The organism is Vibrio sp. F13 (assembly GCF_020806305.2).
Classification (GTDB): domain Bacteria; phylum Pseudomonadota; class Gammaproteobacteria; order Enterobacterales; family Vibrionaceae; genus Vibrio; species Vibrio crassostreae_C.
In genome coordinates this window covers 1160691-1173254 of sequence record NZ_CP170175.1, presented here as the reverse complement: position 1 = coordinate 1173254, position 12564 = coordinate 1160691, and the positions used below count along the sequence as shown (strand labels likewise).

Below are 12564 nucleotides of genomic sequence, written 5' to 3'. Positions count from 1 at the left end.
AAATCTAAGATAGTCTCACTACTATACGTCTCTGCGCTGAATACGCTCTCGCGGCATTTTGTCGAACGATGAAGCAGTGACTCGTATTAGTCTGATTTAAATAAAAATAGAATAAGGAAGAAGGATGGGAACTCAATTTAAGATGGATTCCTTACCAGGTTCTCTTATCGTCGTTGGTGGTGCGTACGAACCCTGGTTATCAGTGTTAGAACAAGTGGGTTGGCAGTGTACCCAGTGTGCAGATTTACGAAAAGCCGATGCCTTGATTGCTGATATTGGCCCATGTATTGGTATTGTCGATCTTAGTCATGATGAGTTCAGTCTCAACGGTATTGCTAACCTTGTGAGCAATAACAAGCAGGTGAGATGGCTCGCCTTTATCCGTGAATCTCAATTAAGCTCTGATACGATCTGCCAGTTTATCGTCAACTTCTGTATCGACTTTTTCACGGCACCAATCCCAGATGCTCAATTGCTGAGTACCATTGGTCACCAACTGGGTATGCTTAAGCTTGAGCAGAAGGTATGGCCAAACTACGGCATCAATAACAACATGGGACTGCTAGGCGATTCTGTGGCCGTGAAGCGCTTGAGAGACCAAGTAAAGCGTATTGGGCCGACTGATGTCAGTATCTTGATTTATGGCGAGAGTGGGGTTGGTAAAGAGACGATTGCACGCTCAATTCATCAAAACTCTTCGCGAGCGCAGAAGCCATTTTTAACGGTCAATTGTCGTGCCTTATCTGAGATGAGAATAGAAGCCGAGGTATTTGGTATCTCAGCACAGCCCGCTGCAGCACCTTGTCTGTTGGAAGAAGCCGACGGCGGAACCATCTTACTCAATGATGTATTGGCGATGCCACGTAATCAGCAGTTGAACCTGCTGCGTTTCTTACAAGAAGGTAAAATTGAAACTGCGGATGGTCCTAAACCTGTCGATGTGCGTATTCTGGCCGCGAACTCTTCTGATATCGAAAAGGCATTGATCGAGGGCGACTTCAATGAAGAGCTTTATCATTACATCAATGTTCTGCGCATTCACGTTCCGAGCTTAAAAGAGCGAGTGAGTGATATTTCAGTATTGGCTAATCATTTTCTACGTGAGTATTCAAAAGAGTTTAATGCTCAAGCGAAGAGCTTTTCAGACGATGCTATCCGCTCGATGAATCGTTATCACTGGCCGGGCAATGTGCGTGAGTTGATGAATCAAATTAAGCGTGTCGTGCTGATGTCGGATGCGGTGATCATTGACGATCAACAACTGGATTTACCAAAACAGAATGATGAGCGCCGCAGTCTCAAAAGTATCCGTGAGCGTTCAGAGCGAGATGCGTTGCTGATTGTTCTGGAATCTTATGGTGGTCAAGTATCGTTGGCCGCTAAGGAGCTTGGAGTTTCGCGTGCAACCATGTACCGATTGCTGAACAAACATAGCCTGATTTCTGAAGGTGTTGTTTAGAGCTCTCTATTCATTGATTCTATCCCGTTAGTGTCAATCTAAGAACCACGCATGATGCGTGGTTTTTTTATATCCATTGCTACAACTTCTCGTTGATCGTTGACTGCTGACAGATTGACAGATTGACAGATTGATAGATTGAGCTATTAGAGGCTCGGTCTTTAAGAGAGATGTTCTGTGATTTTATATAATCATAGTGAATATGTTATATATAAAGTAATATGCAACTAATATTTTGGGTGAATCATTTGTTTTGAAATTGTTAATCAATTATCGGTTGAATAATATACTCACTTGGTTAGACTTTAACCGTGAAAGCAATGGTTTAACAAAGACTTATTTGCTTTTATTATCTCATTTCTTTTTGGATTTTTTAGTTAGTTTGGAGGCGCAAATGAAACATTTCGATTTTATACAGCATATTTGCGCGTCGTTTGATCCGTGTACTGACATGGTGACTGTTATGTCACAAACATCAGCCATGGCCGATCGAAACACCCAAGATAAACCTAACTAATAGATCCGTACCCTTATTTGGCTGCGGAAAAATAGCAGCTAAGTGAGAAGCCCTCATACTATCTAATACGCTATTTTTCCTCAGTTTATTTTACAACTGGAGAGTTATTATGCGTCACTCAGTATATTTAAAATTAGCAACAGTCCTTATCCGTGCAGACCTTCGTCGTGAAGAGCGTGAATGGCAACGAAAAGTTCGTCGCAGTTCATATGATCTACCATGGAACAATACTCACTTACTAAGAGATATTGGTCTTGAAGCTGACGGTCGACCGATTGGTTTTTCTGAACCAGAAGTCGTCACGATTGAACGTCGAGTACGTCACCTTCGTCGTGTCTTAAGTGCGCGAATACCGACGTAATCTGCGGGGTTGATAGCACCTTTCAACCCCTAAGATAATTAACAGTGATAGTTATGGCGTCGAAAGTGCAAACTTTTGAACTAGAACTGGCCAAAAAAGAGAAGCGCTTGCTTCTCTTTTTTGCTTTTTTAAGCCGAGATCTGTGCTTTTTTAAGTCGTTATCTAGTAAAGGAAAAGAGTTCTACTAAGCTTTATAGAGCAAGGGAGGCCGGCTATGCAAAAGCATCAATTAGACATGTGGTTACATGGAGAGCGCAAAGACTCTTATCAAACACCCAAAGTGTACGTTATTGGCTGTTCTGATATTTCAGAATATCTATTGGCGGTGGAGTACAAACATAAGCTAGAACCGGTAAAGCAAGACGGCGAGCCGCTTCACTTTGGATCCTTGGATCAAGTGAAAGAGGAGTTACTCCGGCTCGGCTTTGAAAAGGCGTATCTTCGCTTACACAACGCCTATGATGAGTTTGGTAATGAGCCAAGCCAAAGCTACTGTGATATTGAACTGGCGCTCAAACCTCATTAGAACTCGTTTCTTACTACCGACGGTTGATAACACACTGATCATCCTATCTTTGAAGTGCGTTAAGCGACCTATGCGTAGTGTGTCGTCAGCAATTTGTGGGTGAATTGAGTTCTTAGGTAAAAACCACGCGGTTTAGTCTTGATGGGCTTTCCACTTGCACCGTAGGCTTCCGTTAACACTCGGCTGTTGGCGGCTTTTGGTCGTAGATGCAGCGCTTCACCGTGCCTTGCTGTTATTTGTTCAACATTGCCTAACACGATCAATTCCATCAGTTCTTCCCAATCCCTTTTTAGAAGCTCGTTTTCAGCCTCGCTTGGTGTCCATAGCAAAGGGGATCCTACATGCCTCTCTGCTAGCGGGATCTCTCTTTCTCCCTCGACAGGGATCCACAACACCTTAGACAGCTTGTTTCGAACGTGGCTGGTTTCCCAAGTTATGCCTTGCACACCCATCAAAGGAGCAACACACACAAAGGTGGTTTCGAGTGGCTTGCCAGAGTAGCTAATCGGAATGCTTTTTAGCTCGATACCGAGCTTGGCAAAATCTTGTTCTGGCTTACTGCCTGCAGGTGCACCCAAGTGCCATTCCAATAGCTGCCCAACCCAGCCTTTATCACGCTTAAGGTCGTTTGGCATCACCATCTCAGCTTCGTCAGCGAGCTCTTTAAAGGTCATTCCGGCGATGGCATACGCGCGCTCTAACAGCTCTTGTTGTGTTTGTGGTTCTGGTTTCATAATAAAAGGCATGATCAAAAAAATGATTTTATCAGAAGTTATCACCAAATGACGACTGGTTAAGAAATGATCTCCTTGCGAGAGAAGGGATCAAATTCAGGGTTATCCACAGGACATAAAGGTAATTAATTGAAATATTAATTTAGTGGATAAATAAACAGGGGTTTATGGTGGATAAAATGCTTGCCAAATGGGGTTCAAAATGAATCTTTCACTTAGTAGTGTGGATAAACATCGGAGTGGTTGATCTTTAACCATGTCAGGTTTCTGAAAGATCTTTTACATTTCTAATGTTTTTTAAAACTAGAATGTTATTTTAATTTACTGATTTATATAATAATAAAATTATTTTGACTGATTTGTTGTTTTTGGTGTTGATGAATCTATGGATTAAAAAAAACGATTGCGGGTAATTCTTCACATAGTTATTCACAGAAAAGGTGAATAAATGTGGTCTATGTCTCACTATTGTGTGGGTAACTAGAATTTGAGCAAAACTTATCCATATTCCTAGTTATTATTCATAAATATAGCGCTTATCACGTCACTAAGTTTGCTCCGATTGGGGATATGTGGAAAAATCAGAGTAATTAAAAATTTAGATAGAGGTTGGCCAGTGATAGATGGCGATGGTTACCGATTAAATGTTGGTATTGTAATCTGTAACAACCATGGTCAGGTCTTCTGGGCTAAACGATACGGGCAACATTCATGGCAATTCCCTCAAGGGGGAATAGATGAAGGTGAGACTCCGGAACAGGCAATGTACCGCGAGTTGTATGAAGAGGTTGGCCTTACTAAAAAGGATGTAAAGATCGTCGCGACAAGTCGTCATTGGTTACGCTACAAGCTACCCAAACGACTGGTTCGGTGGGATTCTAAACCTGTCTGTATTGGACAAAAACAGAAGTGGTTCCTTTTGCGCTTAGATTGCGATGAATCGCATATCAATATGCAGCGTGGAAGTACACCTGAGTTTGATGGTTGGCGTTGGGTGAGTTACTGGTACCCAGTTCGACAAGTTGTTTCTTTCAAGCGAGATGTTTACCGTCGAGCGATGAAAGAGTTCGCATCTTTAGCAATGCCGTTTAAAGAGCGAAAAATAAAAGGAAAGCGCAAATTGCGTAGAGGTTAAGCATGCTCAGTCAACTAAGGGAAATAGTTGAACACGTATCAAGAGTTGAAGATGTGTCGACGGCTCTTGATATTTTGGTTAAAGAGACATGCAGTGCGATGCAGACGGAATGTTGCACCGTGTATTTGGCAAATAATGATATGCAGCGCCTTGAGTTGATGGCAACTCAAGGCCTGATCTTCAAAGGCAATAGCATTCACATTGGTTTTGACGAAGGTCTGGTTGGCCTTGTTAAAAGAAGTGCTGAACCTATCAACCTTGCACAAGCGTCTGCTCACCCTGCTTATAAGTTTTTTCCAGAGCTTGGAGAAAACGTCTATCACTCTTTTCTCGGTACTCCGATTATCCACCGCAAGCAAGTGCTCGGTGTATTGGTCATTCAACAGAAGACCCCACGTTTATTTAGTGAGATGGAAGAATCCTTCCTTGTCACGCTCTCTGCACAACTTGCCGTTATTGTGGCGCACGCCCAAACTCAAGGCCATTGGCTGTTAGAGCAACAGAAGCTACCGGCTACTAAAGGTATTGCAGCTTCATCGGGCGTGGCGATTGGTGACTTATGGTGGGACAACACTCAGCCTGAACTCACCGATGTTTATCCTGCTTCGACGCTCAATATAGAGAGAGAGCATGAGTTGTTGGCGGTAGCGGTTGAAAACGCCCTCAATGACTTTAAGCGCATGCGAAAGCGCTTAGATAGCGAAATCAATAAAGATGCGTTGGCGATCTTTGACCTGTTTACTCACTTACTCAACGATCCTATGCTGCGTAAGGATCTAAAAAGCCAAATCCAGAAAGGCGATAAAGCCGATTGGGCACTAAGACAGGTTGTAGAGAGTTATTCTAATCGCTTTGCTCGTATGTCGGACGTGTATCTTCGTGAGAGAGCACAAGACATCCGAGAGCTCGGACAAAGGCTGCTCTATTTCCTCCACAACTCTGAACATGAACTTCGCACGTTAGATAAGCCGATTATCCTAGTGGTTCGTGAGTTAACCGCTTCGGTATTAGCGTCTATTCCCAAAGAAAAGCTCTTAGCGGTGATTTCCTTGGAAGGGGCGGCGAACTCGCACGCAGCGATTTTATCTCGAGCGCTTGGCATACCTTCCGTCATGGGGGTAAACCTCAACCTAGCTCAAGCTAATGGCAAGCGAGCGATTGTTGATGGGTATAGCGGTGAGATCTTTATTGAGCCGACTAAAAGCCTGCTCAAAGAGTATCGAGGGCTGATTCTAGAAGAGAGTGAGCTCTCCTCTATGGTCAATCGCGAGCTGTACCTACCGGCAAAAACGCAAGACAACAAGCAAGTCGAGATTCTGCTTAATGCGGGTTTAAGTGCAGACACTAACATCGCTATCAACCAAGGCGTTGATGGCGTAGGGCTGTATCGAACTGAAATTTCTTTCTTGTTGCAGCAAAGATTCCCGTCAGAGGATGAACAATTCAAGCAGTATCGTTCTGTACTGGCAAGCTACCCAGAGAAACAAGTGGTGATGCGTACACTCGATATCGGTGGTGATAAGGCCTTACCGTATTTTCCTATCGAAGAGGACAATCCATTCCTTGGTTGGCGTGGTATTCGGTTTACGCTCGATCATCCTGACATCTTTATTATTCAGTTACGTGCCATGCTACGTGCGAGCTGTGAAAGCCATAACTTGAGTATTTTGCTGCCGATGATCTCTGGTGCACAGGAGTTGGATGACGCGCTACAGTTGATTGAACAAGCGTATGATGAAGTGCATGAGCTTGATAACCGAGTGCGTATGCCTCGCGTTGGTATCATGATTGAAGTGCCATCCATGCTGTACATACTGCCGCTGATTGCGCATAAGGTCGACTTTGTTTCAGTCGGTACCAACGACTTAACCCAATATTTATTAGCGGTTGATCGGAACAATTCACGAGTATCCGATGTCTATGAATCAATGCACCCTGCGGTGATCATGGTATTAAAACAAATTCATGATACTTGTAAGCAATATCAATTACCTGTTTGTATTTGTGGCGAGTTAGCCGGTGACCCGATGGGCGCGCTGCTATTGATTGGATTGGGGTATGAGACGTTAAGTATGAATACCTCGAATGTCGCAAGAACCAAATATTTGATTCGTCAATCGAACTTGGCTGAATTACAGGATTTGGCAAATAAGGCACTTTCAAAACCGTATGGTAGTGACATCTATAGTATGATGCTGAACTATTTCGAAGAGCGTGAATTTACAGGCTTCATTCGAGCAGGTAAAAAATAGGATTTAACGTGTCATATGAACTGATAGGCTTGTTAGCGGGCCTTGGTGCTATTGTTGGTGTTTTAGCAGGCTTGCTAGGCATTGGTGGTGGTTTGCTGGTTGTTCCTGCCTTACTGTTTTTGCTTCCTAAAGCGGGTATCCCCCAAGAGTTTGCGATGCAAATGGCATTGGCTACTTCGCTATCAACCATCATCGTTACGTCGGGATCGTCTGCGATTAACCATCTAAAGTTGGGTAACGTAGAGATGTTTGTCGTTAAATGGTTGATGCCAGGTGTGGTGATAGGTGGCTTCCTCGGCTCTTTCGTGGCCGATGTAATTCCAGCTCAATACTTACCAAAAGTCTTTGGTGTGATTGTTTTGGTGTTGGCGTTGCAAATGCTATTGTCGATTCGCTCCAAGAGCCAAAAATCGATGCCGGGTTCAGCTAAAACCGTGTTGTGTGGCGGCGGGATTGGTTTGGTATCAAGCTTAGCGGGCATTGGCGGTGGGTCTTTATCGGTACCTTTCCTTAACCATCACGGTGTGGAAATGCGTAAAGCCGTCGGCTCATCTTCGGTATGCGGTTGTGTTATCGCGATTTCGGGAATGCTAGGTTTCATTTGGCATGGATCTTCTGTCGATGATCTTCCTGCGTATAGCTTGGGTTATGTTTATCTACCGGCTTTGATCGCGATATCTTGTACCTCAGTTTTGACCACTCGAGTGGGTGCGAAACTGGCCACTCAATTGCCAACCCCTGTGCTGAAGAAATTCTTTGCGGTATTTTTAATGTTTATAGCAGCCACAATGCTGCTGTAGTGTCTTTTCTGTTAGTCATTGAGCTAACCGTTAATTAATTTAGATAGAGAGCCAAGTATGTCTCAGGGTTTTATCGAATTCCCAAATATCGATCCTGTTCTTATTGAACTAGGACCAATCTCAGTTCGTTGGTACGGCCTAATGTACCTTGTCGGTTTTATGTTTGCTCTTTGGTTAGCAAATCGCCGAGCTGATCAACCGGGTAGTGGTTGGACTCGAGAGCAAGTATCAGACTTACTGTTTGCTGGCTTTCTAGGTGTGGTGTTGGGTGGTCGTATTGGCTACGTACTTTTCTACAACTTTGACCTTTTCCTAGCAGACCCACTGTACCTATTTAAGGTATGGACTGGCGGTATGTCTTTCCACGGTGGCTTGCTGGGTGTTATCACCGCAATGTTCTGGTATGCGAAAAAGAATGGTCGCACCTTCTTTGGCGTGGCAGACATGATTGCACCACTCGTCCCATTTGGTTTAGGTATGGGCCGTCTAGGTAACTTCATGAACAGCGAGCTTTGGGGCCGTGTGACTGATGTGCCATGGGCGATTGTGTTCCCTAACGGTGGTCCACTTCCTCGTCACCCATCTCAACTTTACGAGATGGCGCTTGAAGGTATCGTGCTGTTCTTCATCTTGAACTGGTTTATCAAAAAGCCGCGTCCTCTTGGTTCTGTATCAGGGTTATTCCTAGCTGGATATGGTACATTCCGCTTCTTAGTAGAATACGTACGTGAACCTGATGCTCACCTAGGTTTGTTCGGTGGATTTATCTCTATGGGACAAATTTTGTCACTGCCAATGGTTATCATCGGTGTGTTGATGATGGTGTGGGCATACAAGCGTGGTCACTACAAAGACGAATTACCACAACAAACGAAGTAAGGAATTGGTGTGAAACAGTATTTAGATCTCTGTCAGCGTATCGTTGATGACGGTACTTGGATTGAAAATGAACGCACGGGCAAGCGTTGCCTAACCGTGATCAATGCTGACCTTGAATATGATGTTGGTAATAACCAATTCCCACTGGTAACAACGCGTAAGAGTTTTTGGAAAGCCGCAGTTGCTGAGCTGCTTGGCTATATCCGTGGTTACGACAATGCTGAAGATTTTCGTAAGCTAGGGACTAAAACTTGGGATGCGAATTCTAACCTGAATGAAGCATGGCTGAATAACCCTTACCGCAAGGGTGAAGATGACATGGGCCGTGTTTATGGCGTTCAAGGACGTGCATGGGCAAAACCTGACGGCGGTCATATCGACCAACTGAAGAAGATTGTTGATGATCTAACTAACGGTATTGATGACCGCGGCGAGATCTTAAACTTCTACAACCCAGGTGAGTTCCACATGGGATGTTTGCGTCCGTGTATGTACAGCCATCACTTCTCACTACTTGGTGATACTCTGTACCTAAACAGCACTCAGCGCTCTTGCGATGTACCCCTAGGCCTGAACTTCAACATGGTTCAAGTGTATGTCTTCCTAGCTATCATGGCGCAAATCACGGGTAAGAAAGCTGGCGTGGCTTACCATAAGCTAGTAAATGCTCATATTTACGAAGATCAACTTGCACCTATGCGTGATATCCAGTTAAAGCGTGAGCCGTTAGCTGGCCCAACATTCCATATCAATCCTCAGATTAAGTCTCTAGAAGATTTGGAAACATGGGTAACGATGGATGACTTCTGGGTTGAAGGTTACGAATGCCACGAAGCGATTAAGTACCCATTCTCGGTTTAATCTCACTCGCTTTGTTTGATTGAAAGGCTGCCTCTGTGCAGCCTTTTTTGTATCTAAGTTACAGTGACGAGTAATCGAGATTCGAAGAGCAGAGAAATCATATGCTGTGTGATGCTTTATGTTACTCGTATACTCTCAACGCGCATTGGCTCTTTCTCTTCGATACTCGCTTACACGCATCTCGAATCTTTTTTCGATTCATCATTCCCTAGACTGACGAAGGAAGGAGTTGGGAGTCTCTTTCGTGGTGTGTTTGTGGGATTCCCTATCACGCTCGTTCCTCGCTGTAGGGAATGACGGAAATATATAGATGCGGGTAAACGAGATGCGGGATACGAAGAGCTAGAACGGACTTCTTTGGTGAGTAATGCTTACCTTACCGATTTACTCTTATATCGTATCAGTTTCAGCTCTTGTCACAAGCTTACTCATATCTCGAATTTGATTTTAGCTCTTCGTTACTCGTTTACCCGAATCCCGTATCTGCTCTTAAAAAGAAAAAGCCCGCAACCTAGGAGGTAGCGGGCTTTGCTATAAGCGATGTTTATTTTGCTATTAAGCGGTAAGAGCTAACACGCTACCAGGCAGTACAAGGAATACCGCAACAAGGTAACCAGCCACTACAGCTTTGTTCTTCACAGCCATGTCTGAAATCATGTCTGCCGCTTTAACTGGAAGTTCACGTAGGAACGGGATACCGAAGATGAATACCGTTGACATGATGTTGAACACCAAGTGTACTAGAGCAATTTGTAGTGCGAATACTGCGAACTCACCAGACACTGCTGTAGCTGCAAGTAGAGCCGTAATACATGTACCGATGTTTGCACCCAGAGTGAATGGGTAAACGTCACGTACTTTAAGAACACCTGAACCTACTAGTGGAACCATCAAGCTTGTTGTCGTAGAAGAAGACTGAACAAGGATAGTCACGATAGAGCCAGAAGCGATACCGTGGATTGGACCACGACCGATTGCGTTCTTTAGAATCTCACGAGCACGACCAACCATTAGGCTCTTCATCAGCTTACCCATTACAGTAATAGCTACGAAGATAGTTGCGATACCTAGAGCGATAAGCATGATGCCGCCAACAGTGTCGCCAAACGTTGATAGTGGTTCTTTAATCGCACTTACAACAGGCTTAGTGATTGGCTTGATGAAGTTAAGACCACCCATGCTCATATCACCTGTTGCTAGCATCGGTGATACTAACCAGTGAGAAATTTTCTCTAGAATTCCAAACGCCATCTCTAGTGGTAGGAAGATAGCAACGGCTAATAGGTTAAAGAAGTCGTGGATTGTCGCACTTGCGAATGCACGTTTGAACTCTTCTTTACAACGAACGTGACCAAGGCTAACTAGAGTATTGGTTACCGTAGTACCAATGTTAGCACCCATGATCATAGGAATTGCTAGCTCAACAGGTAAACCACCTGCCACAAGGCCAACGATAATTGAAGTAACTGTACTTGATGATTGAATAAGCGCTGTTGCTACTAAACCAATCATTAAGCCTGCAACTGGGTGTGAAGCAAATTCGAAAAGAACTTTTGCTTGCTCGCCTGTTGCCCATTTGAAGCCTGTACCAACCATTGAAACTGAAAGTAATAGTAGGTAAAGCATGAATGCCAAGTTAGCCCAGCGTAGCCAACGAGTAGTGCTCGAGATAGGCGCTGCTGCAGTAGTAGCTTGGTTCATAATGTTTTCTCCATTGGACCGTTTAAGTCTGTGTTTGGTCTGTTTGTTTAATCTGAGCGTGATGTTAGAGGGGAAATATTTCAGTAATATTACATTTTGGTTTAGGTGCGACTTTTTTGTGATGATTTACTCTTTAAATATTCCAATTGCTAATGTGGTTTTTTTAAGTTGTTGTTTTAAATTGTTTTTTAATGGAAATTCTATAGGTGATATAGATCTTAAAAGTTAGAAAAAAATTGAAAATAATCGATGAAATATTACATTATGAAATCAGACACTTCGAAAAAATAAGTGGTAAATCTATTTTTGGTTAGGTTTTTCCGAGTTTGTTGAGTGGCGGTGTCATATTTGATATAAAAGGGTATCTACTCTTTTATTACGGCACATCTATGTCGCATCTCAACTACAACCATCTGTATTACTTCTGGATGGTTTGCAAGCAAGGCTCTGTTACTAAAGCTGCAGAAGCCCTATTCCTAACACCACAAACGGTAACGGGGCAGATAAAAGCCTTAGAAGAACGCATGGATGGCAAGTTGACCAAGCGTAATGGCCGAAGTGTTGAGCCTACAGAGCTTGGGCAACTGGTCTTTAAATATGCCGATCGTATGTTTGGCCTGAGTTACGAGATGCTGGACATCGTGAATTACAGCCAGCACTCCAATATTCTGTTTGATGTTGGCGTCGCGGATGCGCTCTCTAAAAGACTCGTCAGTAAGATACTGATGTCGACCATCCCTCCAGATAACAGCATTCACTTGCGCTGTTTTGAATCGACCCATGAAATGCTACTTGAGCAACTCTCTCAACATAAGCTCGATATGATTTTGTCTGACTGTCCGGTGGACTCTAGTCAAAGCCCGGGCCTGTTCAGTAAAAAGCTGGGTGAGAGTGGAATGAGCTTTTTTAGTTCAGGTCAGGTTGAAGGGGTTAATTTCCCTGCTGTATTGGAGCAAAGAAAGCTTTTGATCCCTGGCAGCCGAACCTCAATGGGTCGTAAAGTGCTGCAATGGTTTGATAGACAAGGGCTTAAGCCAGATATTTTAGGTGAGTTTGATGATGCCGCATTGATGAAGGCTTTTGCTCGTTACCATCATGACGTAATATTTTTAGCACCGACGATTTATATGTCTGAAGTGGAAGACGACACATCACTGCAACTATTAGGCGGTATTGAAGAGTTAAAAGAGGAGTACTACGTCATATTTGCTGAGAGGATGATCCAACATCCAGCAGTAAAAAACGTATGTGACGCAGATTTTAGCAAATTGTTCGAGTGAGATAGTTTGTTAATGAATTGATATCGATTATCATAACTCCGCAATATGCCGGAAATACT

General features: G+C 43.7%; 11 protein-coding genes. 9 read left to right on the top strand and 2 right to left on the bottom strand.

Annotated elements, in window-relative coordinates; genetic code table 11:
• Window positions 1–124 precede the first annotated feature (124 nt).
• From vpsR to LMH68_RS05340, 3 genes are all read left to right on the top strand, one after another.
• Window positions 125–1459: a cyclic-di-GMP-binding transcriptional regulator VpsR gene (gene vpsR, locus LMH68_RS05350; RefSeq protein ID WP_229647455.1), complete on the top strand. Its 1335-nt coding sequence runs from the start codon at window positions 125–127 to the stop codon at window positions 1457–1459.
• 626 nt (window positions 1460–2085) lie between these two features.
• Window positions 2086–2337 carry a hypothetical protein gene (locus tag LMH68_RS05345; protein WP_004735015.1) on the top strand — a complete coding sequence of 84 codons (252 nt, stop codon included), beginning with the start codon at window positions 2086–2088 and terminating at the stop codon, window positions 2335–2337.
• A gap of 214 nt (window positions 2338–2551) precedes the next feature.
• The gene (locus tag LMH68_RS05340; RefSeq protein ID WP_017059333.1) at window positions 2552–2863 is read left to right on the top strand and encodes a DUF6482 family protein; all 312 of its coding nucleotides are present in this window, start codon (window positions 2552–2554) and stop codon (window positions 2861–2863) included.
• Window positions 2864–2931: 68 nt separating this feature from the next.
• Here the strand turns inward: LMH68_RS05340 and mutH are convergent, their stop codons facing one another.
• Entirely contained in the window at window positions 2932–3597 is a 666-nt protein-coding gene (gene mutH / locus LMH68_RS05335; RefSeq protein WP_102332791.1) for a DNA mismatch repair endonuclease MutH, read from the bottom strand.
• 616 nt (window positions 3598–4213) lie between these two features.
• Between mutH and rppH the strand changes: the two genes are divergently transcribed.
• The 5 genes from rppH to LMH68_RS05310 are packed head-to-tail and all read left to right on the top strand — an operon-like array spanning window position 4214 to window position 9524.
• A complete protein-coding gene (gene rppH, locus LMH68_RS05330) occupies window positions 4214–4732 on the top strand; it encodes an RNA pyrophosphohydrolase (protein ID WP_017059335.1) in 519 nt (172 codons plus the stop codon).
• Window positions 4733–4734: 2 nt separating this feature from the next.
• Window positions 4735–6984 carry a phosphoenolpyruvate--protein phosphotransferase gene (gene ptsP / locus LMH68_RS05325; RefSeq protein WP_229647454.1) on the top strand — a complete coding sequence of 750 codons (2250 nt, stop codon included), beginning with the start codon at window positions 4735–4737 and terminating at the stop codon, window positions 6982–6984.
• Between the two features lie 8 nt (window positions 6985–6992).
• The gene (locus LMH68_RS05320) at window positions 6993–7784 is read left to right on the top strand and encodes a sulfite exporter TauE/SafE family protein (RefSeq protein ID WP_017059337.1); all 792 of its coding nucleotides are present in this window, start codon (window positions 6993–6995) and stop codon (window positions 7782–7784) included.
• A gap of 57 nt (window positions 7785–7841) precedes the next feature.
• Window positions 7842–8663, top strand: coding sequence for a prolipoprotein diacylglyceryl transferase (gene lgt, locus LMH68_RS05315; RefSeq protein WP_017059338.1), 822 nt, complete (start codon window positions 7842–7844; stop codon window positions 8661–8663).
• A 9-nt stretch (window positions 8664–8672) separates the two neighbouring features.
• Complete coding sequence (locus LMH68_RS05310) at window positions 8673–9524, top strand: thymidylate synthase (RefSeq protein WP_017059339.1); 852 nt, start codon at window positions 8673–8675, stop codon at window positions 9522–9524.
• Window positions 9525–10079: 555 nt separating this feature from the next.
• On the opposite strand, the gene LMH68_RS05305 is transcribed toward LMH68_RS05310, so the two are convergent.
• Window positions 10080–11225, bottom strand: a complete 1146-nt coding sequence (locus LMH68_RS05305) for a Na/Pi symporter (protein ID WP_017059340.1) — start codon at window positions 11223–11225, stop codon at window positions 10080–10082.
• A 389-nt stretch (window positions 11226–11614) separates the two neighbouring features.
• Between LMH68_RS05305 and nhaR the strand changes: the two genes are divergently transcribed.
• Window positions 11615–12505, top strand: coding sequence for a transcriptional activator NhaR (gene nhaR / locus LMH68_RS05300; protein ID WP_017059341.1), 891 nt, complete (start codon window positions 11615–11617; stop codon window positions 12503–12505).
• The last annotated feature ends 59 nt before the right edge of the window (window positions 12506–12564 follow it).

Bases quoted from the DNA above. Each gene is read 5' to 3' on its own strand.
- ptsP (WP_229647454.1), top strand. From the start codon at position 4,735: ATGCTCAGTCAACTAAGGGAAATAGTTGAACACGTATCAAGAGTTGAA.
- LMH68_RS05305 (WP_017059340.1), bottom strand. From the start codon at position 11,225: ATGAACCAAGCTACTACTGCAGCAGCGCCTATCTCGAGCACTACTCGT.
- vpsR (WP_229647455.1), top strand. From the start codon at position 125: ATGGGAACTCAATTTAAGATGGATTCCTTACCAGGTTCTCTTATCGTC.
- LMH68_RS05340 (WP_017059333.1), top strand. From the start codon at position 2,552: ATGCAAAAGCATCAATTAGACATGTGGTTACATGGAGAGCGCAAAGAC.
- nhaR (WP_017059341.1), top strand. From the start codon at position 11,615: ATGTCGCATCTCAACTACAACCATCTGTATTACTTCTGGATGGTTTGC.
- LMH68_RS05345 (WP_004735015.1), top strand. From the start codon at position 2,086: ATGCGTCACTCAGTATATTTAAAATTAGCAACAGTCCTTATCCGTGCA.
- mutH (WP_102332791.1), bottom strand. From the start codon at position 3,597: ATGAAACCAGAACCACAAACACAACAAGAGCTGTTAGAGCGCGCGTAT.
- lgt (WP_017059338.1), top strand. From the start codon at position 7,842: ATGTCTCAGGGTTTTATCGAATTCCCAAATATCGATCCTGTTCTTATT.